The sequence below is a fragment of the Kosakonia sp. SMBL-WEM22 genome (assembly GCF_014490785.1).
In the GTDB taxonomy this organism is placed as follows: domain Bacteria; phylum Pseudomonadota; class Gammaproteobacteria; order Enterobacterales; family Enterobacteriaceae; genus Kosakonia.
On record NZ_CP051488.1, the window covers coordinates 4802821 to 4826915 of the forward strand.

Annotated in this window: 24 protein-coding genes; 6 read left to right on the plus strand and 18 right to left on the minus strand. The window is 57.5% G+C overall.

Annotation, left to right across the window (positions count from 1 at the left end):
- Positions 1–2 precede the first annotated feature (2 nt).
- The 7 genes from tatB to udp all read right to left on the minus strand — a co-directional run bounded on the left by tatB (position 3) and on the right by udp (position 6324).
- Positions 3–527, minus strand: a complete 525-nt coding sequence (gene tatB / locus HF650_RS23170) for a Sec-independent protein translocase protein TatB (RefSeq protein ID WP_187800525.1) — start codon at positions 525–527, stop codon at positions 3–5.
- Between the two features lie 3 nt (positions 528–530).
- Positions 531–794 (minus strand): Sec-independent protein translocase subunit TatA, encoded by a 264-nt coding sequence (gene tatA, locus HF650_RS23175; protein WP_187800526.1) that lies wholly within the window; start codon positions 792–794, stop codon positions 531–533.
- A gap of 102 nt (positions 795–896) precedes the next feature.
- Positions 897–2537, minus strand: coding sequence for a ubiquinone biosynthesis regulatory protein kinase UbiB (gene ubiB, locus HF650_RS23180; RefSeq protein ID WP_187800527.1), 1641 nt, complete (start codon positions 2535–2537; stop codon positions 897–899).
- Positions 2534–3139, minus strand: a complete 606-nt coding sequence (locus tag HF650_RS23185) for an SCP2 domain-containing protein (protein ID WP_187800528.1) — start codon at positions 3137–3139, stop codon at positions 2534–2536. The genes ubiB and HF650_RS23185 overlap by 4 nt, the downstream gene beginning before the upstream one ends.
- An 11-nt stretch (positions 3140–3150) precedes the next feature.
- The gene (gene ubiE, locus HF650_RS23190) at positions 3151–3906 is read right to left on the minus strand and encodes a bifunctional demethylmenaquinone methyltransferase/2-methoxy-6-polyprenyl-1,4-benzoquinol methylase UbiE (RefSeq protein WP_023479593.1); all 756 of its coding nucleotides are present in this window, start codon (positions 3904–3906) and stop codon (positions 3151–3153) included.
- Between the two features lie 66 nt (positions 3907–3972).
- A complete protein-coding gene (gene rmuC, locus HF650_RS23195) occupies positions 3973–5430 on the minus strand; it encodes a DNA recombination protein RmuC (protein WP_187800529.1) in 1458 nt (485 codons plus the stop codon).
- Positions 5431–5562: 132 nt separating this feature from the next.
- Complete coding sequence (udp, locus tag HF650_RS23200) at positions 5563–6324, minus strand: uridine phosphorylase (RefSeq protein WP_042716347.1); 762 nt, start codon at positions 6322–6324, stop codon at positions 5563–5565.
- Between the two features lie 258 nt (positions 6325–6582).
- On the opposite strand from udp, the gene HF650_RS23205 reads away from it, so the two are divergent.
- Entirely contained in the window at positions 6583–7389 is an 807-nt protein-coding gene (locus HF650_RS23205) for a dienelactone hydrolase family protein (RefSeq protein ID WP_187800530.1), read from the plus strand.
- Positions 7390–7412: 23 nt separating this feature from the next.
- On the opposite strand, the gene HF650_RS23210 is transcribed toward HF650_RS23205, so the two are convergent.
- The 4 genes from HF650_RS23210 to metE form a co-directional block, all read right to left on the minus strand.
- Entirely contained in the window at positions 7413–8441 is a 1029-nt protein-coding gene (locus HF650_RS23210) for an ABC transporter ATP-binding protein (RefSeq protein WP_187800531.1), read from the minus strand.
- Entirely contained in the window at positions 8429–10138 is a 1710-nt protein-coding gene (locus HF650_RS23215) for an iron ABC transporter permease (RefSeq protein ID WP_187800532.1), read from the minus strand. The genes HF650_RS23210 and HF650_RS23215 overlap by 13 nt, the downstream gene beginning before the upstream one ends.
- Before the next feature lie 3 nt (positions 10139–10141).
- The gene (locus tag HF650_RS23220; protein ID WP_187800533.1) at positions 10142–11119 is read right to left on the minus strand and encodes an ABC transporter substrate-binding protein; all 978 of its coding nucleotides are present in this window, start codon (positions 11117–11119) and stop codon (positions 10142–10144) included.
- 129 nt (positions 11120–11248) lie between these two features.
- Positions 11249–13510, minus strand: coding sequence for a 5-methyltetrahydropteroyltriglutamate--homocysteine S-methyltransferase (gene metE, locus HF650_RS23225; RefSeq protein ID WP_187800534.1), 2262 nt, complete (start codon positions 13508–13510; stop codon positions 11249–11251).
- Positions 13511–13744: 234 nt separating this feature from the next.
- Between metE and metR the strand changes: the two genes are divergently transcribed.
- Positions 13745–14698 (plus strand): HTH-type transcriptional regulator MetR, encoded by a 954-nt coding sequence (metR, locus tag HF650_RS23230; RefSeq protein WP_187800535.1) that lies wholly within the window; start codon positions 13745–13747, stop codon positions 14696–14698.
- Here metR and HF650_RS23235 read toward each other — a convergent pair.
- The 3 genes from HF650_RS23235 to pldB all read right to left on the minus strand — a co-directional run bounded on the left by HF650_RS23235 (position 14586) and on the right by pldB (position 17408).
- Positions 14586–15485, minus strand: coding sequence for a carboxylate/amino acid/amine transporter (locus tag HF650_RS23235; protein WP_187800536.1), 900 nt, complete (start codon positions 15483–15485; stop codon positions 14586–14588). The genes metR and HF650_RS23235 overlap by 113 nt on opposite strands.
- Before the next feature lie 98 nt (positions 15486–15583).
- Positions 15584–16390 (minus strand): sugar/pyridoxal phosphate phosphatase YigL, encoded by an 807-nt coding sequence (gene yigL / locus HF650_RS23240; RefSeq protein ID WP_187800537.1) that lies wholly within the window; start codon positions 16388–16390, stop codon positions 15584–15586.
- Positions 16391–16415: 25 nt separating this feature from the next.
- Entirely contained in the window at positions 16416–17408 is a 993-nt protein-coding gene (pldB, locus tag HF650_RS23245) for a lysophospholipase L2 (RefSeq protein ID WP_187800538.1), read from the minus strand.
- 109 nt (positions 17409–17517) lie between these two features.
- Here pldB and rhtB point away from each other — a divergent pair, with 109 nt between their 5' ends.
- A complete protein-coding gene (rhtB, locus tag HF650_RS23250; protein ID WP_187800539.1) occupies positions 17518–18138 on the plus strand; it encodes a homoserine/homoserine lactone efflux protein in 621 nt (206 codons plus the stop codon).
- A 25-nt stretch (positions 18139–18163) separates the two neighbouring features.
- Here the strand turns inward: rhtB and HF650_RS23255 are convergent, their stop codons facing one another.
- From HF650_RS23255 to pldA, 4 genes are all read right to left on the minus strand, one after another.
- Positions 18164–18466 carry a hypothetical protein gene (locus HF650_RS23255; protein ID WP_187800540.1) on the minus strand — a complete coding sequence of 101 codons (303 nt, stop codon included), beginning with the start codon at positions 18464–18466 and terminating at the stop codon, positions 18164–18166.
- Between the two features lie 63 nt (positions 18467–18529).
- Entirely contained in the window at positions 18530–19150 is a 621-nt protein-coding gene (gene rhtC, locus HF650_RS23260) for a threonine export protein RhtC (RefSeq protein WP_187800541.1), read from the minus strand.
- 60 nt (positions 19151–19210) lie between these two features.
- Entirely contained in the window at positions 19211–21037 is a 1827-nt protein-coding gene (gene recQ, locus HF650_RS23265) for an ATP-dependent DNA helicase RecQ (protein ID WP_187800542.1), read from the minus strand.
- 68 nt (positions 21038–21105) lie between these two features.
- Positions 21106–21975, minus strand: coding sequence for a phospholipase A (gene pldA / locus HF650_RS23270; protein ID WP_187800543.1), 870 nt, complete (start codon positions 21973–21975; stop codon positions 21106–21108).
- 159 nt (positions 21976–22134) lie between these two features.
- Between pldA and yigI the strand changes: the two genes are divergently transcribed.
- Genes yigI through HF650_RS23285 form a run of 3 tightly spaced genes read left to right on the plus strand, consistent with a single transcriptional unit; the run spans position 22135 to position 24089 of the window.
- Positions 22135–22602 (plus strand): acyl-CoA thioesterase YigI, encoded by a 468-nt coding sequence (gene yigI, locus HF650_RS23275; protein WP_187800544.1) that lies wholly within the window; start codon positions 22135–22137, stop codon positions 22600–22602.
- A 55-nt stretch (positions 22603–22657) separates the two neighbouring features.
- Positions 22658–23554, plus strand: coding sequence for an EamA family transporter RarD (gene rarD / locus HF650_RS23280; protein WP_187800545.1), 897 nt, complete (start codon positions 22658–22660; stop codon positions 23552–23554).
- Positions 23555–23612: 58 nt separating this feature from the next.
- Positions 23613–24089, plus strand: coding sequence for a hypothetical protein (locus tag HF650_RS23285; protein WP_223284234.1), 477 nt, complete (start codon positions 23613–23615; stop codon positions 24087–24089).
- The last annotated feature ends 6 nt before the right edge of the window (positions 24090–24095 follow it).

Sequence of the window (24095 nt, forward strand, 5' to 3'; positions counted from 1 at the left end):
GTTCAGGACTTATCACTTGCTGAGGGGGTGGGTTCGGAAACCGGCGCAGCGGTTTTCGCCAGAGAGATTTTTGCCGGGGCAGTTTCTTCCGGCACATCCTGAGGCGCCTGTTGCGGGGCGCTCACCTGATGTTCAGCAACCCCAGGCGTAACGCCTTCATGCTGCGCTTCGTAATCTTTCACCACCGGATTATGGATGGTATGCGCTTCGTCACTCGCTTTTTCCGCGTCGTTGGCGCTGTAGGTGCGCTTCATCGATTCCGCCGCCTGACGCAGTTCGTCCATCGACTCTTTCAACTCCGGCGTCAGGTTATCCAGGCTCGCTTTCTCCACCTTCTTCAGGCTGTCCTGAAACTCCTGCAGCTTAAGCTCCTGCGTCAGTTCGTTCTGTACGGTGGTCGCCAGCGAGCGCAGGGCGCGGATCCAGCCAACCACTGTGCGCACGGCGACGGGCAAACGCTTTGGCCCCAGTACTACCAGACCGATGATAAAAACGAGTAACAATTCGCCAAAACCTATATCGAACACGGCTTACACCTGCTCTTTATCGTGACGTTTTTCGTCGCTCTTCGCGACGTCAGGGCTGCGGTTATCAGAGAGGTTTTTTGCGGTAAAATCCGCATCTTGTGCCGATTTCGCCTCACTCTCCTTTTTATCATCGTCGCTCATCGCTTTCTTAAAGCCTTTGATTGATGCGCCAAGATCGGAGCCAATCGAGCCAAGCTTTTTGGTGCCAAACAGCAGAACAACGATGACTGCAATAACCACCAACTGCCAAATGCCGATACTACCCATACTCACTTCCCCTCTAAGAGACGATGTTAGAAAGAGGCCACAGTATACACGTTATCCCCTGGGCTGCATGTCCCTGAGCGGTGTTGACCGTCCCGCATCAGGTCAGCGCGTCTTACGCCAGCCCAGTAGCCAGACAACTAGCCCACCGCCCATTAACCATAAAGGGTTATTTCCCAACTCAGGGCGGGTTATCAGCAACAGGGTGCCGCTCAGCAGCAGCGTCGCGCCGATACCAAAAAGATAGCGGGACTGACCCTGCCGGACGCGGTTAACTTCTAACTCACGGGCAATCTTATCAACGCTTTGTTGCAAATGTTTTCCTTGCTGCAATCCGTTGAAGATCAGTTCAGGAACCTCCGGCATTCTTTCGATCCAGAAGGGACCCTTCTCCTTGATGGCTCGCACCAGCGCCGGGAAACCGACCTGGTCTTTGATCCACGTTTCGAGGAAAGGTTTCGCCGTTTTCCACAAATCGAGCTGCGGATAGAGCTGACGGCCTACCCCTTCGATGTAGAGCAGGGTTTTTTGCAGTAATACCAGCTGCGGCTGCACTTCCATATTGAAGCGGCGCGCGGTGTTGAAGAGATTCAGCAGCACGTGACCAAAGGAGATCTCCGCCAGCGGCTTCTCAAAGATCGGCTCGCAAACGGTACGGATAGCAAACTCAAACTCTTCGACGTTGGTATCTGCCGGCACCCATCCTGAATCAACGTGCAGCTCCGCCACTTTGCGGTAGTCACGGTTGAAGAAGGCGATAAAGTTTTCCGCCAGATAGCGCTTATCTTCTTTGTTCAGCGAGCCGACGATACCGCAGTCAATGCCGATATATTGCGGATCTTCCGGGTGATCGTAGCTAACGAAAATGTTGCCGGGGTGCATATCGGCATGGAAAAAGCTATCCCGGAACACCTGGGTGAAGAAGACCTGAACACCGCGCTCAGCCAGCAGCTTCATGTTTGTGCCGTTCTTCTCCAGCGCCGCGACATCGGAAACCGGAATGCCGTAGATGCGCTCCATCACCATCATGTTCTGGCTGCAGTAGTCAGAATAGACTTCCGGCACATAGAGCATCGGGCTGTTTTCAAAATTGCGGCGCAGCTGAATGGCGTTCGCCGATTCACGTAGCAGATCGAGTTCATCGATCAGCGTCTTCTCATACTCGTGCACCACTTCCTGCGGGCGCAGACGGCGGCCATCCGGTAGCAGACGCGGAACCCAGCCCGCCAGGCGGTAGATCAAGCGCAGGTCCGCTTTAATGATCGGCAGAATGTCCGGGCGGATCACTTTGATCACCACCTCTTTGCCATTCTCTTTCAGCCGTGCGGTATGCACCTGCGCAATCGAGGCTGATGCCAGCGGTTCAATATTGAAATCGTCAAACCACTCTTCGACCGGGCGGTCGCCCATCGCTTTTTCAATCTGCTTTTTCGCCAGGTGACCATCGAAGGGCGCGACGCGATCCTGCAACATCGCCAGCTGATCGGCGATCATCGGTGGGAAGAGATCGCGGCGGGTAGAGAGCATCTGGCCGAATTTAATCCATACCGGCCCAAGCTCTTGCAGCGCGAGACGCAGACGAACGCCCAGCTCTTTCTCTTTATGCCGGTTGGGCATCCAGAAGAGGGTTCTGCGCCACAGACGCAGCGGCAGAGTAAGACGCATTTTGGGGATGAGTTCATCAAGCCCGTAACTCAAAAAAGTCTGGATGATGAAATAGAGTCGCCGTAATTCTCCAGGCGTCATTTGCCCTCCAGTTTATCCAGTCGTTTGGCTAAGGCGTCCGCGGCGCGTTCAGCGGCCGCTGTCTCTTCGGCAAACCAGGCGATTTCCAGCGCGCCCGGCGCGACACGCCACTCTTCCGTTAAGGCTTCAGAGAGATAGCGCTGCTGGCGCGCAAAGCCATGACGAAACAGACGTGCCCCGCCGCGCAGAAACTTGCTGATACCTTCAGCGGCAATGTCGCCGGTCCACGGCGCAAGCACTTCCGCCGGGTCAAATTCGGCCTGATCCATCAGTGACGAGAGGTTTTGCACAACCTGAATATCGCCCTGCACCTCCAGTTCACCGCTGCGGATAAGCGCGGTGAGCTGCTGGCGATCGCGCAGCTTCGGCAGCACGTTGAGGCGGGTAATCACCGAACAGTCAGCTTCCCCTTCCCACTCGCTCAACACGTCGACCTGGCGCTCGCTGAAGACCAGCACAATCGGTGCGGAAAACTCCTGCACCACCACGCGCAGCACTTTGCCGTAGAGGCGCTGGCGCGCCGCTTTCAGCGCGCTGTCGCGGTAAAAAAAGGTATTCAGCACGCGTTCAATTCCCGCGGCCACCATCGGCTTAAAGGGCATACGCACTCCTGTCAGAATTTGTAGCCACGGTGCAGGGCAACAATACCGGCGGTCAGGTTGTAGTAATCGACGTTTTCGAAACCGGCATCCTGCATCATCGCTTTCAGGGTGTCCTGATCGGGATGCATACGGATAGATTCAGCCAGGTAACGGTAGCTCTCCGCGTCGTTTGCCACCATCTGACCAATACGCGGCAGAACGTGGAAGGAGTAAGCATCGTAGGCTTTGCTCAGCGGCTCGATAACCGGTTTGGAGAACTCCAGCACCAGCAGACGACCGCCTGGCTTCAGCACGCGAAACATGGAGCGCAGCGCTTTCTCTTTGTCGGTAACGTTACGCAAACCGAAGGAGATGGTGATGCAGTCGAAGGTGTTATCCGGGAACGGTAGTGCTTCAGCGTTCGCCTGCACATATTCAACGTTGCCGATAACACCGAGATTGCGCAGCTTTTCGCGGCCCATCTTCAGCATCGACTCGTTAATATCCGCCAGCACAACCTGGCCGGTTTCGCCGACCAGACGAGAAAATTTTGCGGTGAGATCGCCGGTACCGCCCGCCAAATCGAGGACTTTCTGCCCACGGCGCACGCCGCTGCAATCGATGGTAAATCGCTTCCATAAGCGGTGGATGCCCATCGACATCAAGTCGTTCATTACATCGTATTTTGACGCAACCGAGTGGAAAACATGCGCCACCATATCGGCTTTATTTTCCTTGGCGACGGTCTGAAAACCAAAGTGTGTTGTCTCTTTTGAATCTTCCGCCATCTTAGTGCCTGCTATTTAAGGATTTGTTGATGAAGTGTATCAGATTGGACGCGATTGCCCTACGTTTCAACCGCCCGACGAGGCCTTCGCCGCAGCTTCTTCGCCCGACGTGGCCATATCTAATCCATTGTCTTGATTATGATCGTTAAACGCATCTTGTCCTGCCCGCAGACGAAATTCTTCGTCTTGCTCCTGCGCCTGTGCGGCCAGTTCCGGATTAATCTCGCGCTTGATCTCGACGCCAAGGCCACGAAATGCCTCAGTTTGCGCAAGCAGGTTGCCGCGCCCTGAGCTGAGTTTTTTCATCGCCTGGCGGTAGTTATCCTGCGCCTTCTCCAGGCTCTGGCCAATCGCGGTCATATCGTCAACAAAGAGGCGCATTTTGTCATACAGCCGGCTCGCCCGCTCTGCGATCTGCTGGGCGTTGCGGCTCTGGTGTTCGTAACGCCACAGGTTGGCAATGGTGCGCAGCGCGACCAGCAGCGTGGTCGGGCTGACCAACATAATGTTGTTTTTTAGCGCCTCGGTAATCAGCTCTGGCTGCCTGTCGAGGGCGATTAAGAAGGCGGGTTCCACCGGGATAAACATCAGGACGTAATCCAGGCTGCGCAGGCCGGAGAGCTGCTGATAATCTTTCCTTCCCAGCAGGCGAATGTGGCCACGCACGGAGGTGATGTGCTCCTGCAGCGCCGCTTCGCGGGAAAACTCATCCTCGGCGTTAAAGTAGCGCTCATAAGCCACCAGCGTCATTTTTGCATCGATCACCACGTCTTTGCCCTGCGGCAGGCGCACAATAACGTCCGGCTGCATGCGCGCGCGGCTCTCGTTCTCCATGCTAACTTGGGTCTCATACTCATGCCCTTCGCGCAGGCCGGAGGCTTCAAGCACGCGGGTCAGCACCACTTCACCCCAGTTCCCCTGGGTTTTGTTATCGCCTTTCAGCGCGCGGGTGAGGTTGATGGCTTCCTGCGCCATCTGGGCATTCAGCTGCTGGAGGTTGCGGATCTCATGGGCCAGAGTGTGCCGTTCGCGCGCCTCCTGTCCGAAGCTCTCCTGCACCTGGCGGCGAAAGCCGTCGAGCTGTTCGCGTAGCGGGGTGAGTAAGCCGTTAAGGCTCTGGCGGTTCTGTTCGTCAACGCGACGGTTGCTCTGCTCGAAAATACGGTTAGCGAGGTTTTCAAACTGCTCGCTCAGACGCTGCTCGCTGCTGTGCATCTGGCGCAGTTTCTCTTCTGCATGCAGTTGGGTAGATTCAAGCCGGGTGGTGACTTCACGCAGATCCGCTTCCAGCGAGCTGTTGATGTGTTGCAGGCTGCGCAGTTCGTTATTCAGCAGCTCGCACTCTTCGCGCCAGTGGCTATTCTGGGCAATCTGCTGGCGGGCGGCGCTCAGTTCACTGAAGACATCGCGCTGCTCGGCGAGCAGCTCCGCCTGCTGTTGCGCACCGCGCCAGCTTGCGGCCAGCCAGCCGACCAGTAACCCTGCCAGCGCCACGGCTGCCAGTACGATGATTGAACTCTCCATTCCGCTCCCTCTTCATCACTCACTCCGTCGGGATTGTGCTGTATAAACGTCCAGTTTGGAAGGGCTTTTCTGCGAGGCATTACGCATATAAAAAAGGCCGAACGCGTCGGCCTTGTAAATCTGGAAGCGGGATTACAGAAGTCGACGTGCAGCATCGACCACAATTTTCACCGCGTGGCTTTCAGTCTTCTTCATGGTTTCGGCGTTGGGGATCTCCTGCTGGGTGCGGTTAACGATCACCCCGGCAACCATCCCGGCGCGCAGCCCCTGGCTTGCACACATGGTCAGCAGCGTCGCGGACTCCATTTCATAGTTCATTACGCCCATTGACTGCCACTCTTCCATCGAGCCTTTAAAGCTTTTCACTACGCGGCCGGAGAAGGTGTCGTAACGCTCCTGGCCCGGGTAGAAGGTGTCAGACGAGGCGGTCACGCCGATATGTTTAGTCGCGCCAATCGCATCGGCCGCAGCCACCAGCGCCGTGGTGCACTCAAAGTCAGCCACCGCCGGGAACTCCATCGGGGCAAAGTGCAGGCTGGCACCGTCAAGACGCACGGAGGCAGTGGTGATCAGCACGTCGCCGACGTTGATATGCGGCTGGATCGCGCCGGTGGTACCGACGCGCAGGAAGGTGCGGATGCCCAGCTGCGCCAGCTCTTCAACAGCGATGGAAGTAGAAGGACCGCCGATACCGGTAGAACAGATGATCACTGCTTTGCCATCCAGCTCGGCGCGCCAGCTGGTGAATTCGCGGTGAGAGGCCAGCTTGACCGGCTTATCCATCAGCGCGGCGATCTTTTCCACTCGCTCCGGATCGCCAGGGACGATGGCCAGGGTAGCCCCTTGTAAATCGTTTTTAGTGAGGCCGAGGTGAAAAACATCAGACTTGGACATAACAGACTCCTCTGTGGTCGGTATTATCGGGGGGAGGTAAAACGGTACTTTACAGAAGCCACGCGCTTGTTTTCGTGACTGCTGTCACCATGAATGAAATTGATTGCAATCAATTTCCATAAAATAGTGATGCGCGTCACACTATCACGTTATGCCCGCTAACTCAGCAGCAAAGATAGCCTGCGCACGGCGATTGCGCATGGCCTGGTCTTCATGACTATAGTTAGGAGAGCGCTAATAAAGGGTAGGGAGAATCTCATGACCACCACCAAACAGCCGGGCTTTGCGCCGGCGGCTTCACCGCTTGCGTCAACCACGGTTCATACGCCGGAAGAGAGGCTGATCGCAGGCGAAACCTCCATTCCAACGCAGGGCGACACCATGCCCGCGTATCACGCCCGGCCAAAAGATGCCGAAGGCCCGCTGCCGATTGTGATCGTCGTGCAGGAGATTTTTGGCGTCCATGAACATATTCGCGACCTCTGCCGCCGGCTGGCGCTGGAGGGGTATCTTGCCGTCGCGCCGGAGCTCTATTTCCGCCAGGGCGATCCGGATGATTTTGCCGACGTTCCCACGCTCTTAAGCGGGCTGGTCAGCAAAGTGCCGGATGCGCAGGTGCTGGCCGATCTCGACCACGTCGCCAACTGGGCGGCGCGCAACGGCGGAGACGCCCATCAACTGCTGGTGACCGGCTTCTGCTGGGGCGGTCGCATTGCGTGGCTCTACGCGGCGCACAACCCGCAGTTGAAAGCGGCGGTGGCCTGGTACGGTAAGCTGACGGGCGAAAAAACCTTAAACTCACCGAAACACCCGGTCGATATCGCCACCGATCTGACCGCGCCGGTGCTCGGCCTCTATGGCGCGCAGGATACCGGTATTTCGCAGGAGAGCGTGGAGACGATGCGCCAGGCGCTGCGGGCGGCGAATGCCAATGCGGAGATCATCGTCTATCCCGAGGCGGGCCACGCGTTCAATGCCGATTACCGCCCGAGCTACCATGCGGAATCTGCCGCCGATGGCTGGCAGCGCATGCTGGCGTGGTTTGCGCAGTACGCGAAAAAGTAGTTTTCTCGCACGGAGGCGGCGCGCTATGCCGCCTCCAGCTTCCAGCCCTGCAATAAACGCACGCAGACCGACTGCTGCGGTTGCAGCGCGGCGTGGTGAAACGCCGTCAGCCCCTGCCCGTCCGCTAAACGTAGCGCCAGCAAATAGCGCTCGCCCTGATAGATACAGCTCTCCACCTGCGCGCTTAATCCCTCCCCGGCAATCTGCACATGCTCCGGACGCACCAGCACCGGCTGTTGCGCGCCGTAACTGCCCTGAGACAAGCCGTGATGCAGCGAGGCGCTATCCAGCTGTTGATCTCCGGCGGGCGTCGCCAGCGTGAGTACGCTGCCCTTGCCGATAAAGCGCGCGACCCAGCCGCTTTTTGGCTGCTGGTAGAGCTCTTGCGGTGCCCCCCACTGCATCAGCTCTCCCTGATGGAGCACCGCAATATGGCTCGCCAGCGCCATCGCTTCCGCCTGATCGTGGGTGACATAGACAAAGGTGGCCCCGGTGCGGCGATGAAACTCCCGGAACGTCTGCTCCATGGTGGCGCGCAGGTGTCTGTCGAGATTGGCTAATGGCTCATCCAGCAGCACCACTTGCGGTTCAGAGACCAGACAGCGCGCCAGCGCAACACGCTGGCGCTGCCCGCCGCTCAGTTCGTGCGGCGCACGCCCGGCATACGCTCCCAGCTCAACCACATCCAGCGCTGCCATTAGCTGTTTTTGCCGCGCGGCACCGTTCACTTTGCGCAGCTTCAGCGGGTAGCCGACGTTTTCGGCGACGGTCATATGCGGCCACAGGGCATAGGACTGGAATACCATTCCCATATCGCGCTGCTCCGGCGGCGTATGGTGGCTTTTATCCGCCAGCAGGCGTTCACCCAGCAATAAGCGCCCGTCGCTGAGCGTCTCCAGCCCGGCGAGAATGCGCAGCGTGGTGGTTTTGCCGCAGCCGCTTGGCCCTAACAGCGCGGTAAAGGCACCCTGCGGCAGCGTTAAGGTCAGATCCCGCACTACCGCCTGCTCGCCAAACACTTTACTGAGCCGTTCAAGCTTCAGTTCTGCCATGGAATGACTCCTTTCGGTAAATAACGCCCGAGCGCGCCGAGCAGCAGCATCACCAGCGCGACCAGCGCCACCACCAGCACGGAGAGCGCCGAGGCCAGCACCTTATCGCCGCTCTCATCAAGGTTGAAAATCACCACGCCGATGGTCTCCTTTCCCGCGCTCCATAACAGCGCCGAAACGGTTAACTCATTCACCGCCGTCAGAAACACCAACAGCGCCCCGGCGAATGCTGCCGGAGCCAGCAGCGGTAAGACGATATGGCACAGACGCTGGCCGAAAGCGGCACCCGCAAGACTTGCCGCCTCCTCCATCGCTGGGTCGAGTTGCAGCATGCTGCTGTGCACCGGCTTCAGGCAGACCGTCAGAAAGCGCGCCAGATAGGCCAGGAAGATGATCGTCAGCGTGCCGCCCAGCGCGATATCAAGCAGCGGCAACGGGCGGGCGAAGAGCAGAATACAGGCGATGGCCAGCACCACGCCCGGCAACGTGTAGGGAATATCAATCATACTGTGCAAGCCGCGCAGCAGGCGGTTCGGGTAGCGCACCAGCAGCCACGCCAGCGGCAGGCTAACCAGCATCAGCACCAGCGCGGCTGCGATTGATAGCAGAAAACTGTTGCCGAGTGCGCGTGCCGTGGCGCTCTGCTCAGTGAAGAGGTTGTGCCAGGCGATGAGGGTGAAGGTCTCGCTGTTCAGCGGCACGCCGAGCGTCGGCACCAGCGACGTGGCGATCAGTGCCAGCAGAGGTGCAAGCAGGATCGCGCACAGCACCGCGCCGAGCAGCACTTCGACGGCCAGCCGCCCTCTTCCCAGCCTGAAGGCGATCGCACGTCCGGTTGTGCCAATCAGTGGTAAGGCATAGCGCCGCTGCATCCGGCTCTGGAGCATCACAATGCCAATCGCCAGCACGCCCATCAGCAGCGAGAGCGCCGCCACGTCATTGAGCATCGACGGGCCAAAGCTTGCCAGCGTCTGGTAGATATGGATTGGCAACACGAAATAGGAGATGGGAATACCGAGCATCGCCGGAATACCAAAGTTGCCCAGTGCCGAGACAAAGACGATGGCCGCCCCGGCCCACAGCGCGGTGCGGCACAGCGGCAGCGCAATATCGATAAACACACGCCATAATGATGCGCCGTTAAGCCTCGCCGCTTCAATATGCTCCTGCGGCAGTGCGCGCAGTTGCGTACGCAGCGCGAGAAACACCAGCGGCGCATGCTGAATGCCAAGCAGCAGCGCAATCCCTTCCGGCGAGTAGAGCGGGTTGCTGCTGCCAAACCCTGGCGCGATACCGAGGCTGTTAAGCAGAATGCTGCCGGGGCCGAAGAGTTGCAGCCAGCTTAGGGCTGTGACCTGTGGCGGGATCATCATCGGCAACATAAACAGAAAGACCCACATCTGTTTGAGGCGGATGTTGGTCAACGCCAGGCAGAAGGCGAACAGGCTGCCGAGCAGCAGCGACAACAGCGTGCCAAGCCCGCTGGTGTAAAGGCTGTGCCAGAGCGCCAGCCAGGTCGCCTGATTGCTGAGCACGCGCCACAGGCTGCTGTCGCTCCCCTGCCGCCAGTCAACCAGCGCGGAGAGCAGCAACCGCAGGCTGGGCAACAGGCTCAGCAGCGCCACCAGACAGAGCAACAGCCAGAGCAGCCCTTTGGTTGCGCCACCGCTGCAGTTGGGCACGATTGCGCTACTCATCGTTTAACGGTTACCGAAGAGATCGGCGAAGCGTTTTTTGTTCGCCTCGGTCTCGGCCAGCGCTTTCGCCGCATCAAACGGCAGCAGTTTGATACTGTCTCGCGACGGGAACCCTTTCGGCACCGGCAGCGTCGCATCCGCAGGCAGATAACCCTGTTGCAGCACCAGTTTCTGCCCGGCCTCCGAGAGCACAAAATCGATAAATGCTTTCGCCCCTTGCGGGTTCTTTGTCCCCTTCATCATCGCCACCGGTTCGGTAACAACGCTGACTCCCTCCTTCGGGAACAGAAACTCAACCGGCGCGCCTTTGGCTTTTTCGCGGATCGCCAGGTAATCCACCAGCACGCCATAGGCTTTGCTGCCGGAGGCGATGGCGCTCATCACCGCACCGTTGCCGCTTTGCGGCATCGCGCCGTTCTGTTTCAGTTTTTCGTAGTATTGCCAGCCGAGCGCCGGGTCATTCATCAGCGTGGCCTGGTGGATCTGCGCCGCGCCAGAGTAGAGCGGGCTTGGCAGCGTGGTCATGTTTTTCACTTCAGGTTTAAGCAGATCCAACCATGAGGTCGGTTTGAGCGGTGCTTTGGTGTGGTAGGCAATGCCGGTGGTGATCACTTTCGTGCCGTAGTAATAGCCCTCTTTATCAAACAGCTGCGAGTCGAAGCGCGCGGCCTCGGGCGATTTATAGGCCGCCAGCAGGTTCTCTTTTTTAAGGGATTCCATGGTCACGCTGTCGGCAATCAGCAGCACATCCGGCGCGGTGCTTCCGGCGGCTAACTCTGCCTGCAAGCGGGCAATCAGCTTGCTGGTGCCGTCGCGGATCCACTTCACTTCAATATCCGGGTGCGCTTTTTCGAAGGCGCTGACGGTCATCTGCGCATCGTCATTCGGCTGGCTGGTATAGAGCGTTAAGGTTGATTTTGCCCATGACGAGGCACTGATGAGGACCAGCACCACTGCGGCCAGCACACGTTTGTTATTCATGGATCTCTCCCGCTGTGTTCGTTGTGACGATTAAAACAAGGGAGTTTGACAATCATGTTACGAAGGGGGGATGAGATGCGCTAAGGCAATGACGCGCCGCCGTTTTTAACAGCGGCGCGGTAAGGCTGATTACTGCTGACGCAGGTTCTGCGCGGCTTTCACCATGTTCGCCAGCGCGCTGCGCGTTTCTGGCCAGCCGCGGGTTTTCAGGCCGCAGTCCGGGTTAACCCACAGACGCTCCGCCGGAATACGCTGTGCGGCTTTCTGCAACAGCGCCTCGATCCACTCAACGCTCGGAACGTTTGGCGAGTGAATGTCATACACGCCCGGCCCGATTTCGTTCGGGTATTCGAACTCTTCGAAGGACTCCAGCAGCTCCATATCGGAACGGGAGGTTTCGATGGTGATAACGTCGGCGTCCAGCGCGGCGATAGAGTCCATGATGTCGTTGAACTCGCAGTAACACATGTGGGTGTGGATCTGCGTCTCATCTTTCGCTACCGCGGCGTTAAGGCGGAAGGCTTCAACACCCCATTGCAGATAGGCGTCCCAGTCGCTGCGGCGCAGCGGTAACCCTTCGCGCAGCGCAGGCTCGTCAATCTGAATGATGCCAATCCCGGCAGCTTCCAGATCCGCGACTTCATCACGCAGCGCCAGCGCAATCTGTTTGGCGATGGTTTCACGGCTGACATCTTCACGTGGGAAGGACCAGCAGAGAATGGTCACCGGGCCGGTAAGCATCCCTTTGACCGGTTTATCGGTCAGCGACTGGGCATACTTCGCCCACTCAACGGTGATCGGCTGCGGGCGGCTAACATCACCGATGACCACCGGTGGTTTCACGCAGCGGGAGCCATAGCTCTGTACCCAACCATTTTGCGTAAAGACGAAACCGTCGAGGTTTTCACCGAAGTATTCGACCATGTCATTACGCTCGGCTTCGCCATGCACCAGCACGTCGAGGCCCAGGCGCTCCTGCTCGGCAATCGCCTGCTTAATATGTTCCGCAATACCGGTGCGGTAGTTGCTGGCGTCGAGGTTGCCCTTTTTAAAGTCCAGACGCAGGCCACGAATCTCTGTGGTTTGTGGGAAGGAGCCGATAGTGGTGGTCGGCCAGGCCGGCAGATTAAAGCGGGCGCGCTGCGCCTGAGCGCGTTCGGCATAGGGGCTTTGGCGCTGGCTGTCCTGCGCGGTGATCGCCGCCAGGCGTTTTGCAACGGCGGTATTGTGCACGCGGGTTGAGTGACGGCGCGCCTGGATTGGCGCGCTCCACGCTGCCAGTTTGTCGGTATTGCCGCTGTTGAGCGCATCGCGCAGCAGCGCCAGCTCCTGGCATTTTTGCAGGGCGAAGGCGAACCAGCTTTTCACCTCTTCATCGAGGCGGGTTTCAACGTTCAGATCGATCGGGCTGTGCAGCAGCGAGCAGGAGGAGGCAACCCACAGCGGGCGCTTGCCCACCAGCTCTTTGATCTGCGCGTACTTCTCCGTCAGATCGGCGCGCCAGACGTTACGGCCATTGATCAACCCGGCGGAGAGCAGCCAGTCGGCCGGCAGGCGCTGATGCAGCTCAGCGACATTATCTTTACCGTGAACCAGATCGACATGCAGACCCTGCACCGGCAGCGCGGTGATAGTATCGAGGTTCGGCGTAACGCCTTCAAAATAGGTGGTCAGCAGCAGTTTGACCTGGCCGCTCAGCGCATCGTAAGCCGGTTTGAAGGCATCAAGCCAGGCTTGCGGCAGCTCCAGCACCAGCGCAGGTTCGTCAATTTGCACCCACTCGACGCCGCGTTTCGCCAGCTCCGCCAGCACCTGCTGGTAAACCGGCAGAATATCATTCAGCAGGCTCAGGCGGTCGAACTGCCCGCCTTTGACTTTACCCAACCACAGGTAGGTGACCGGACCAAGCAGCACGGGCTTGACGTTGTGGCCGAGCGCCAGCGCTTCGTCTACTTCGTCCAACAACTGGGTCCAGGTGAGTTTGAACTGCTGGCCCTGGGTAAATTCCGGCACCATGTAGTGGTAGTTGGTGTTAAACCATTTGGTCATTTCCGCTGCCGCCGCTGGTTCGCCGGTCGGCGCACGACCGCGACCGATGCGGAACAGGGTATCGATATCGACAGAGCCGTCTCTGTTCTGATGACGAGCCGGCACGTTGCCAAGCAGCAGGCTGGTGGTCAGAACATGGTCGTACCAGGCGAAGTCGCCGACCGGCAGCAGATCGACACCCGCTTCTTTCTGCTGATCCCAGTGACGTGCGCGCAGCTCGCGGCCCACCGCCAGTAACTCTTCACGGCTGGCGTTACCGGCCCAGTAACTCTCTTGCGCTTTCTTCAGCTCACGACGCAGACCAACACGAGGAAAACCGAGGGTGTGGTTGATTACAGTCATTTTATTAGCCTCTTCAATTAGTTAATCCAAAGGATTTCGGATTAAGGGAAGGCGGCAAGTTCATGAATCCCCGGGAGCTTACTGAAGTAAGTGACCGGGGTGAATGAGCGCAGCCAACACACCATTAATTCGAAAGACGCAGGATTTGGACGTCCAGATGTTTACACATCCATAATGTGAAGGTACTGTGTATTCCTCAAGCGCAAAATATTCATGCCGGAGTGAAGGACTTTCATGATCGAGATTAAACACCTGAAAACGCTACAAGCGTTACGAAATAGCGGATCGCTGGCTGCCGCTGCGGCAACGCTGCACCAGACGCAATCCGCCCTTTCCCATCAGTTCAGCGATCTGGAACAGCGCCTCGGTTTTCGTCTCTTTGTGCGTAAAAGCCAGCCGCTGCGTTTTACGCCGCAGGGGGAAATTTTGCTGCAATTAGCCAATCAGGTGCTGCCGCAGATAAGCCGCGCGCTGCAAGCCTGCAATGAGCCGCAGCAAACCACCTTACGCATCGCCATTGAGTGCCATAGCTGTATTCAGTGGCTGACCCCCGCGCTTGAGAATTTCCGCCAGAGCTGGCCGCAGGTAGAGATGGATTTCAAATCCGGCGTCACCTTCGATCCGCAGCCCGCGCTGCAACAGGGCGAGCTGGATCTGGTGCTCACTTCCGACATTCTGCCGCGCAGCGGCCTGCACTATTCGCCAATGTTTGATTTTGAAGTGCGCCTGGTACTGGCACCGGATCATCCGCTGGCAGCGGTGGCGCATATCACGCCGGAAGATATCGCCAGCGAAACGCTGCTGATCTACCCGGTGCAGCGCAGCCGGCTCGATATCTGGCGGCACTTTCTGCAACCGGCAGGCGTCAGCCCATCGCTGAAAAGCGTTGATAACACGCTGCTGCTGATTCAGATGGTCTCCGCGCGCATGGGGATCGCGGCGCTGCCGCACTGGGTGGTGGAGAGTTTTGAACGCCAGGGTCTGATTGTGACCAAAACCCTCGGCGAAGGATTGTGGAGCCGGCTGTACGCCGCAGTGCGCGACGGCGAGCAGCGTCAGCCGGTAACAGAAGCGTTTATTCGCTCAGCGCGGAACCACGCCTGCGATCATCTGCCGTTTGTGCGGAGCGCGGAGCGACCCAACGGCGATGTATCCATAGCGAAGCCATTATCACCGCACCACCAATAATAAAGCTGGGCCAGTGCGGCTGCTCCTGCCAGATGGCAAGATTGACCAGCAGCCCGGCAGGAACATGCACATTGTTCATGATGCCGAGCGTGCCCGCATCCACCTGCGTCGCGCCGTAGTTCCACATAAAGTAGCCGAGCCCGGACGCTACAACGCCCAGCCACACCAGCACGCCCCACTGTAAGGTGGTGGTGGGTAATTTCTGCGGGTTGCCCATAACCAGCCACGCTATCGCTGCCACCACAAACGCGCCGAGATAGAACCAGGCAAAGGCGTTGTGCTGCGGCATCGGGCGCGTCTCCATCAGGCGCTTATACCCCACCATGCCAATCGCAAAGCTGATATTCGCCAGCTGAACAAGGATCAGCCCCGTCCAGAAGTGATCGCTCACTTTGTCGTAGCGAATGATCGCCGCGCCAATTACTGCCAGCCCGGCGCTCAGCAGGTAGCTCCAGCGCAGCCCGCGTTTGCTCAGCAGATCGTAAATCAGAGTGATATAGAGCGGGGTGAAGACGGTAAAGAGCAGGAACTCGGAGACCGTTAAGTAGAGATAGGCCTGGAAGCCGAACAGATACATGATGCCCAGCTGCAGCGCGCCCACCAGCATATACAAGCCGATGGTTGGCAGGTTATGTCCGCGTGTCCGCAGGAAAGGCAGGAAGACCAGCGCCGCCAGACCGACGCGCATCAGCACCGAAAAGTTGCTGTCGACATGTCCGGCAAGGTATTCGCCAATCAGGCTAAACGAGAAGGCCCACAGAATAGTGGTGATGATCAGTAACGCCACAATGAATGTCTCTCAAGTGAAAGGACACGCATTGTAGCGAACTCAGATGGTCAAAGTTTGACTATTTGGTTGACGACTGTTTGTTTTGCGAACAGTCGTCAATCTTGGCCAAGGTAGAGCTTGCGCAGGTATTTCGGTACGGCGTTATCGGCGTTGGTGCCAATCACTTCCAGCTCCGGATGGAGCTGTTTCAGGCGCTGGTGGGCGTTCGCCATAATGCAGCCTTTACCGGCCATCGACAGCATTTCGGCATCGTTCATACCGTCGCCGAAGGCGATGCAGTTTTTCAGACTGTAACCCAGCGCGTGCGCGACCGCTTCCAGCGCATGGCCTTTCGATACGCCGCCTGCCATCACCTCCAGGCAGGTCAAGGTGGAGAAACTGACGTTGACGCGGTCGCCCCAGCGGGCATTGATCGCCTGCTCCAGTGGCAGCAGTTTTTCGTGGCTGTCACAAGTGAAGAAGACTTTGCTGACGCCCTCCGGCTCCAGTAAACCCGGCTCATAGATCGCGTATTTGAACACCGCCTCTTTGAAGAAGCGCATCTCATCCGGACGGTGGCGGTTCATAAACCACTCATCGTCGCGGTAGACGTTGGTGATGATCTCTGGCTCGTTATGCATCATGCCGAAGAGATCGGCGGCGATATCGCGATCCAGGTTATGGGTGAAGACCAGGTTTCCGTCGGTGTCGTGCACACGCGCGCCGTTGGAGGTGATCATGTAGGCTTTGATAGCTAAATTATCGCGGATCTGCCCGACATCAACGTGGTGGCGTCCGGTGGCGAAGACAAAGTTCACGCCGCGCGCGGTCAGCAGTTTTAATGTCTCTTTGGCGAATGGCGACAGTGTGTGGTCAGGAGAGAGCAGCGTACCGTCTAAATCAGAGGCAACAACCTGGTACATAAGAAAATTTAACCTCAATAAATCATCAGTTATATCGATCGAAAAAGTCGACGATGGCGTTGAGCGCGACTGAGCGCATGGCGTCCTTTTCAAAAAGGATCTCATGGTACGCGCCTTCGATGACCAGCGGTTTTCCCCCTTCGCAGGGGTGACCGGCGGCGGCGCGGCGTTCGCAGAAGCGCTGATGCATGCGGTTATCGACCACATGCTCCTCTTCTGCCTGAATAAGAAGTGTCGGCGTGGCGTCTTTTTCCACCCCCGCCAGCGCCTGTTCACCGGCAAGAATGCCTTCGCGCACCCAGTGCCAGGTTGGGCCGCCGACGCGCAGGGTCGGTTCATCGGCGTAGAAGCGGACGTTACGGCGGTAGCGCTCGCGGCTGTGGGTCAGCACGTTGATAGCGAAGGGGAGCGGACGCCAGCTGCCGGTGCCGATGGCATACCCATCGCGGATGCTCGGGTAGCTCTCAGCCCACTCCAGCAGCGGACGCACCACCCAGTCCGGCAGGTGAATGATAATGCCGAACATTGGCGCGCAGAGCGCGATGGCGTCGCAGGCGTGCGGGTAGCGCTGTAAAAAGAGCGTTGAGATCGCGCCGCCCATGGAGTGCGCCAGGATATAGCGTTTGCGCCACGGGCCGCTGGCCACTTCCTGCTCCCAGAATGCGGCTAAATCCTCGACGTAGTCGCTAAATTTCACCACATGGCCGCGGTGCGCATCGGGCAGCATACGCCCGGAACGCCCCTGCCCGCGATGATCGATAATCAGCACGTCGTAACCGAGATGGAACAGGTCATAGGCCAGTTCGGCATACTTTACGTAGCTTTCGATACGGCCAGGGCAGATCACGATCACCCGATCGTTACTCTGCGCGCGAAAACGCACAAAACTGACCGGCACGTCGTCCACGCCGGTAAATAGGTCCTCTTCACGCGATCGCCAGAAGTCCATTAACGGACCCATAGTGAATGCGGCGAACGCTGTTTCTCTGCTTTCCCACGCCTTTTTTTGCCGAAACATCGGGATTTTGCCCCTTTTAGCCATGTAAAATCGTTTTTTTGTGACCAATAGCAAATTCCACAGACAATGGCGTATTGTGGCATAAAAACCGACAACCAGGGAATTTCTCATGACCTTCGAGTGGTGGTTCGCCTACCTGCTGACATCGCTGATTTTAAGCCTCTCCCCCGGCTCCGGGGCGATCAACACCATGACCACCTCCATTAGCCACGGCTATCGCGGCGCGGTGGCATCCATTGCCGGATTGCAGACCGGGCTGGGGATCCATATCGTGCTGGTCGGTATCGGTCTGGGCACGCTCTTTTCCCGCTCGGTACTGGCGTTTGAGGTGCTGAAGTGGGCGGGCGCGGCCTACCTTGTGTGGCTCGGTATTCAGCAGTGGCGCGCCGCAGGTGCGCTCGATCTCCATACCCTGGCGCAGACGCAATCACGCGGGCGGCTGTTTAAACGCGCGGTGTTTGTGAACCTCACCAACCCGAAGAGCATTGTGTTTCTTGCCGCCCTCTTTCCGCAGTTTATCGCCCCCAATCAACCGCAGGTGATGCAGTATGTGGTGCTTGGGGCGACGACCATCGTGGTCGATATCATTGTGATGATTGGTTATGCCACGCTGGCGCGGCGCATTGCGGGATGGATCAAAGGCCCGCATCAGATGAAGGCGTTGAATAAAGTATTCGGATCGCTGTTTGTGCTGGTGGGAGCGCTTTTAGCGTCGGCGAGACACGCCTGAGTGCAGTCTGTTTGCCGGATGGCGGCTACGCCTTATCCGGCATATGCAAAACCAGGTGGCGACCTTTGTAGGCCGGATAAGCGTAAGCGCCATCCGGCATATGCAAAACCAGGCGGTGGCCTTTGTAGGCCGGATAACCGTAAGCGCCATCCGGCATATGCAAAACCAGGTGGTGGCCTTTGTAGGCCGGATAAGCGTAAGCGCCATCCGGCATATGCAAAACCAGGCGGTGGCCTTTGTAGGCCGGATAAGCGTAAGCGCCATCCGGCATATACAAAACCAGGTGGTGGCCTTTGTAGGCCGGATAAACGTAAGCGCCATCCGGCATATGCAAAACCAGGTGGCGACCTTTGTAGGCCGGATAAGCGCAAGCGCCATCCGGCAATTGGCATCAGCGGGAAATAATCAAATGGATACCGAACCCGGCGAAGAGCGCGCCGGCGATGCCATCGATCCATTTCGCCATGCGCTGATAACCGCGACGAACCCGCGGTAGCGCGAAGACGCTAGCGACCAGCGCAAAACAGGCAAAGGTCTCTACCACAATCAGCATAAAGATGCCCCAGCGCGCGTCAGCGCCGACGCTGTCGCCGACAACAAGTGAGAAGACTGAACCGAAGTAGATAATCGCTTTCGGGTTCGCGAGGTTGGTCAGCAAGCCTTTCACAAAACTGCGCCCGCCCGCCGCCAGCTCAACCTGCGGCACAGGGCTGTTCACTGCCTCTTTCTTTAACGCGCCGCGCAGCATCTGGTAACCCATCCAGCAGAGATAGAGCCCGCCGCCGACCATAATGATGCTATGCAGCCACGCCATTTTCGCGAGGATCAGGTTGAGGCCAAGCAGCGCCACTGCTGCCCACACCATCACGCCGCTGGTGATGCCGAGCACGCCCAGCATCGCTTCTTTACGCGAGCGGCTGGCGGCAGTTTGAGAAACAAAGAAGAAATCGGGTCCGGGGCTCATCAGCGCAAGGAAGTGGACTGTCATAACAGAGAGGAAGAGCGTTAACATAACGAACTCGCGATAAAGAATGTAGTGAGGAGCTATCCTGACACTTTTCCCACAGGCTGACTACTCCTCATCGCCATCGACATGGGCGCGGATCAGCGCCATAAACTCCTGGCCGAAACGCTCAAGTTTGCGCGTGCCGACGCCGTTAACGCTGAGCATTTCACCCGGTGAAAGCGGCATTTGCTCTGCCATCTCAATCAGCGTGGCATCGTTAAAGACCACATACGGCGGAATATTCTCTTCATCGGCAATCGCTTTACGCAGCTTACGCAGCTTGGCGAACAGCTTGCGATCGTAATTGCCGACCGCCGCCTTCTGCATCACTTTCGGCTTTAGCGTCACCATGCGCGGTACCGCCAGCATCAGTGGGACCTCGCCGCGCAGAACCGGGCGCGCCGCTTCAGTCAGCTGTAGCGCCGAGTGCTGGGCGATATTTTGCATAGCGAAGCCTAAGTGGATCAGCTGGCGAATCACGCTTACCCAGTGCTCGTGGCTCTTCTCCCGCCCGATGCCGTAGACCGGCAGCTTGTCATGGCCCATTTCGCGGATACGCTGGTTGTTCGCGCCGCGCAGCACCTCAACTACATAGCCCATCCCGAAGCGCTGGTTCACGCGATAGATGGCAGAGAGCGCTTTCTGTGCATCCTGCAACCCGTCGTACTGACGCGGCGGATCGAGACAGATATCGCAGTTGCCGCATGAGGCGTGACGCCCTTCGCCAAAGTAGTTGAGCAGCACCAGGCGACGGCAGGTTTGCGCTTCGGCAAAGGCACCCATCGCATTGAGCTTATGACGTTCAATATCCTGCAACGGCCCGGCAGGCTTCTCTTCGAGGCAGCGGCGCAGCCAGGCCATATCCGCCGGATCGTAAAACAGCATCGCTTCGGCGGGCAGGCCATCGCGCCCGGCGCGCCCGGTCTCCTGGTAGTAGGATTCGATATTGCGCGGAATGTCGAAGTGCACCACAAAGCGGACGTTGGGTTTGTTGATACCCATACCGAAGGCGACGGTGGCGACAACGATTTGCAGGTCATCACGCTGGAACTGCTCCTGCACCCGCGCGCGAACTTCGTTCTCCAGCCCGGCGTGATAAGGTGCGGCGCTGAAACCCCGCCCCTGTAAACGCGCGGCGGTATCTTCCACTTTCGCCCGGCTGTTACAGTAGATAATGCCGCACTTACCCCGCTGCTCCTGCACATAGCGCAGTAGCTGGTCGAGGGGCTTAAACTTCTCCATCAGCATGTAGCGGATGTTCGGGCGGTCGAAACTGCTGACCTGAATCAGCGGGTCGTTAAGGCCGAGCAGGCGTTCAATGTCGCGGCGCGTTGTGTCATCGGCGGTGGCGGTAAGTGCCATAAAGGGCACGTTGGGAAGCATCTGGCGCAGCTGGCCGAGCGCAGCGTATTCCGGGCGGAAATCGTGCCCCCACTGGGAGATACAGTGCGCTTCGTCGACAGCGATAAGCACCGTGTTCCACTGGCGCAGCTGGTCAAGGAAGTTGTCGAGCATCAGGCGTTCAGGTGCGATATAGAGCAGACGGATCTGCCCGTTGCGACAGCCGTTTACCACCTCAAGCTGCTGCTCGCGGCTCTGGGTCGAGTTGAGACAGGCCGCCGCGACGCCGTTGGCGAGCAGCTGGTCGACCTGATCTTTCATCAGCGAGATAAGCGGCGAGACCACCACCGTCAGCCCTTCCAGCACCAGCGCCGGAATTTGGTAACAGAGCGATTTGCCGCCGCCGGTCGGCATCACCACCAGGCAGTCGCGACCGCCAAGCACGGTGTCGATAATATCCTGCTGGCCAGGGCGGAACTGCTGGTAGCCAAAGGTCTCTTGTAAAACCTGTTTAGCCAGCGATTCCTGATTCAATACTTCCGCCTGCGCCACATTGACCCCATTTGCCTGAAATAAAAACAGGCGCTATTTTCAGCGCCTGTGACTGAAACTGCAATGCCTTAAAACAGATCGTTGAGCATCACGCCCACGCCGAAACGGGTCTGATTGAAATTATAATCAATCAGCGATTCGCCATAGCCGCTGTAAACCTGAGTATAGAGGCGAACGTGTTTGGTAACCGGGTAGCTGAGGCCAATCTCCGCGCCGCCGTAACCGGTATTCCAGTTGTACTGCCCTTTCGCGCTAAGGATCGCATCACCAATTTCGTAACCGATTTTCAACTGGTAGTAACCCATATATTTGGTGATATCCGGGTTGTCATCGGTCGAGCCTACGACATACCAGGGCTTCACTTCTACCATCCAGTTACCATTTTGCGCCATCAAGCGGGTGTAAGCGCGGTTCCAGCTGCGCGAGGTCGGATCGGAGCGGCCATTGGAGTCATGGTTAAAACCAACCTCGATGTCGCGTAGCGTCCAGCCGGCAAATGTGTAATCTGTGGCGAAACCGAGGAACAGTTGCGGTTCATAGTTGGTTTCACGGAAGGGAGAAGACTCGCCGCTGTTAGAGAGCTGCCACCAGGATTTTTGCGTATAGGAGCCGCCTAAAACCGAGTTTGGCCCGAGGATGCCGCGCCAGAAGGGGAAGGCCAGGCTTATCTGGAACTTCACTTCATCTTTACGCGCGTTGTCAGCCCAGTTGTAGGAGCGGATCGCTTCCTTATTCAGATCGCTGGTATCGGTATAGATCACGTAGTTGGATTCATACGGATAGAGCGTGAAGGGATTATCATGCTCCTGCAACATATTCGCAATAATGCTACCGCGCACGGCGGGCGCATCATGCACTTCTTTGACAGTTGCTTCTTGTGCGAGAGCCATAAACGGCAGTGCCAGCACTGCGAAAAAATACCCCGGCCAGGTGCGCATCGGTTCAAACTCCGAATTATTGTTGAGTTAGTTAATAGTCTTATCCGCACGTATTCTACATATTTCTTGCGCCACTGCTCGTCTATCGCTCTTAAAGTAGCAATCAACGAACATTGGGCATAAAATTAACACTCTATTAACTCATCGGATCAGATTGATATGTCAGCCGTTCTTACCGCCGATCAGGCTCTGCAAATGGTAGGCGAAATTTTTGTCTATCACATGCCCTACAACCGCGCGTTAGGTCTTGAACTGGGGCGCTATGAAAAAGCCTTCGCAGAGCTCCATTTCACTAACCAGCCGATGATGGTCGGTAACTGGGCGCAGAGTATTTTACACGGTGGAGTGATTGCGTCTGCGCTGGATGTTGCCGCAGGGCTGGTCTGTGTTGGCAGCACTCTGACACGCCATGAAACCATTAGCGAAGATGAACTTCGCCAGCGCCTGTCACGTATGGGAACGATTGATTTGCGTGTCGATTACCTGCGACCGGGCCGCGGTACGCGCTTTACCGCCAGCAGCAGTTTGTTGCGCGCTGGCAATAAAGTCGCCGTTGCGCGCGTGGAGCTGCATAACGAAGAGCAGGTGCATATCGCCAGCGCGACCGCCACCTATATGGTGGGGTGAGCAGGCCTGCGAAATCGGGTACCATGCGGTTACATTTTCGCAACGAGTCTTTCTGATGGATGCAAAGCAGACGCGGCTTGGCGTATTACTTGCGCTCGCCGCTTATTTTATCTGGGGCATTGCGCCCGCCTATTTCAAACTAATCTGGTATGTTCCCGCCGATGAGATCCTGACGCACCGTGTCATCTGGTCCTTCTTTTTTATGTTGGCGCTGATAAGCGTAAGCCGTCAGTGGAAGAGTGTGAAAACGCTGCTGCAAACGCCGAAAAAGATCCTGCTGCTGGCGGTTTCGGCGGTGCTGGTAGGGGGCAACTGGCTGCTGTTTATCTGGGCAGTTAACCATAACCATATGCTGGAGGCGAGCCTCGGCTACTTTATTAACCCGCTGGTGAATATCCTGCTGGGAATGCTCTTCCTGGGCGAGCGTTTCCGCCGTATGCAGTGGCTGGCAGTGATCCTCGCCGCGCTGGGTGTACTGGTGCAGCTCTGGACCTTTGGTTCGCTGCCGGTGATTGCCCTCGGCCTCGCCTTTAGCTTCGCCTTTTACGGCCTGTTGCGAAAAAAAATCGCCGTCGAGGCGCAAACCGGCATGCTGATAGAGACCTTATGGCTGCTGCCGGTAGCGGCTATCTGGCTGTTTGGCATTACCGATAGCCCGACCAGCCATATGTCGCAAAATAGCCTGTCCCTCAATCTGCTACTGATGGCAGCAGGCGTGATCACCACCGTGCCACTGCTCTGCTTTACCGGAGCGGCAACGCGTCTGCGCCTCTCAACACTCGGTTTCTTTCAGTACATCGGCCCGACACTGATGTTCCTGCTAGCGGTCACTTTTTACGGCGAGCATCCCGGCGCGGATAAGATGGTGACCTTTGGCTTTATTTGGGTGGCACTGGCGATCTTCGTAATGGATGCCCTTTACACCCAGCGCGCGTTGCGTAAAACACGCTAATTCCGCTTAGGGAACTAATCAGGCGGGCGGAATTGCCGCCCGCGACCTACAAATATTCGTGGGTTATTCGATCGTCGCGTCGCATATTAATCTGCTGAATGGTATGTTCGCCGCTTTATTATTACGCTATTCAGGACGACCCGGAAAAATGATCCGCAGGATTTTTTGGCCAACAGGCAAGGCATGCCTCGCGCGTAAGCCCTACTTCCTTATTTTTATGCTTCTGCATATTGTTTTTTTAATTGCCATGGTTAGCGTGGCGAAGCTTCCCATACTGCCACTGCTCTGCCTGCTGGTTTACACGTGGGTGAAGATCAATATCAATGCGCAGCGCTGCCGGGATAGTGGATTAAAGGGGCGTTATGTCGTCATTCTGTCGATCCTGGTTTATCTCATTTCGCCAGTGGTCTCTGCGGCCGGTTTCGTGCTGGATGATGAATATCTGCTGCTTGGCGCTCAGATCTATATTTGGTTCGACGGCCTGGTATTTTTTATGTTTATGTTCGCGCCAACGGAAGTAAAAACAGCTAATTAGTTTAAA

What these genes read in the sequence shown, in the direction of transcription:
- tatA (WP_187800526.1), bottom strand. Translation starts at nt 794, where the DNA reads ATGGGTAGTATCGGCATTTGGCAGTTGGTGGTTATTGCAGTCATCGTT.
- ubiB (WP_187800527.1), bottom strand. Translation starts at nt 2,537, where the DNA reads ATGACGCCTGGAGAATTACGGCGACTCTATTTCATCATCCAGACTTTT.
- HF650_RS23185 (WP_187800528.1), bottom strand. Translation starts at nt 3,139, where the DNA reads ATGCCCTTTAAGCCGATGGTGGCCGCGGGAATTGAACGCGTGCTGAAT.
- ubiE (WP_023479593.1), bottom strand. Translation starts at nt 3,906, where the DNA reads ATGGCGGAAGATTCAAAAGAGACAACACACTTTGGTTTTCAGACCGTC.
- rmuC (WP_187800529.1), bottom strand. Translation starts at nt 5,430, where the DNA reads ATGGAGAGTTCAATCATCGTACTGGCAGCCGTGGCGCTGGCAGGGTTA.
- udp (WP_042716347.1), bottom strand. Translation starts at nt 6,324, where the DNA reads ATGTCCAAGTCTGATGTTTTTCACCTCGGCCTCACTAAAAACGATTTA.
- HF650_RS23205 (WP_187800530.1), top strand. Translation starts at nt 6,583, where the DNA reads ATGACCACCACCAAACAGCCGGGCTTTGCGCCGGCGGCTTCACCGCTT.
- HF650_RS23210 (WP_187800531.1), bottom strand. Translation starts at nt 8,441, where the DNA reads ATGGCAGAACTGAAGCTTGAACGGCTCAGTAAAGTGTTTGGCGAGCAG.
- HF650_RS23215 (WP_187800532.1), bottom strand. Translation starts at nt 10,138, where the DNA reads ATGAGTAGCGCAATCGTGCCCAACTGCAGCGGTGGCGCAACCAAAGGG.
- HF650_RS23220 (WP_187800533.1), bottom strand. Translation starts at nt 11,119, where the DNA reads ATGAATAACAAACGTGTGCTGGCCGCAGTGGTGCTGGTCCTCATCAGT.
- metE (WP_187800534.1), bottom strand. Translation starts at nt 13,510, where the DNA reads ATGACTGTAATCAACCACACCCTCGGTTTTCCTCGTGTTGGTCTGCGT.
- metR (WP_187800535.1), top strand. Translation starts at nt 13,745, where the DNA reads ATGATCGAGATTAAACACCTGAAAACGCTACAAGCGTTACGAAATAGC.
- yigL (WP_187800537.1), bottom strand. Translation starts at nt 16,390, where the DNA reads ATGTACCAGGTTGTTGCCTCTGATTTAGACGGTACGCTGCTCTCTCCT.
- pldB (WP_187800538.1), bottom strand. Translation starts at nt 17,408, where the DNA reads ATGTTTCGGCAAAAAAAGGCGTGGGAAAGCAGAGAAACAGCGTTCGCC.
- rhtB (WP_187800539.1), top strand. Translation starts at nt 17,518, where the DNA reads ATGACCTTCGAGTGGTGGTTCGCCTACCTGCTGACATCGCTGATTTTA.
- HF650_RS23255 (WP_187800540.1), bottom strand. Translation starts at nt 18,466, where the DNA reads ATGCCGGATGGCGCTTACGTTTATCCGGCCTACAAAGGCCACCACCTG.
- rhtC (WP_187800541.1), bottom strand. Translation starts at nt 19,150, where the DNA reads ATGTTAACGCTCTTCCTCTCTGTTATGACAGTCCACTTCCTTGCGCTG.
- pldA (WP_187800543.1), bottom strand. Translation starts at nt 21,975, where the DNA reads ATGCGCACCTGGCCGGGGTATTTTTTCGCAGTGCTGGCACTGCCGTTT.
- yigI (WP_187800544.1), top strand. Translation starts at nt 22,135, where the DNA reads ATGTCAGCCGTTCTTACCGCCGATCAGGCTCTGCAAATGGTAGGCGAA.
- rarD (WP_187800545.1), top strand. Translation starts at nt 22,658, where the DNA reads ATGGATGCAAAGCAGACGCGGCTTGGCGTATTACTTGCGCTCGCCGCT.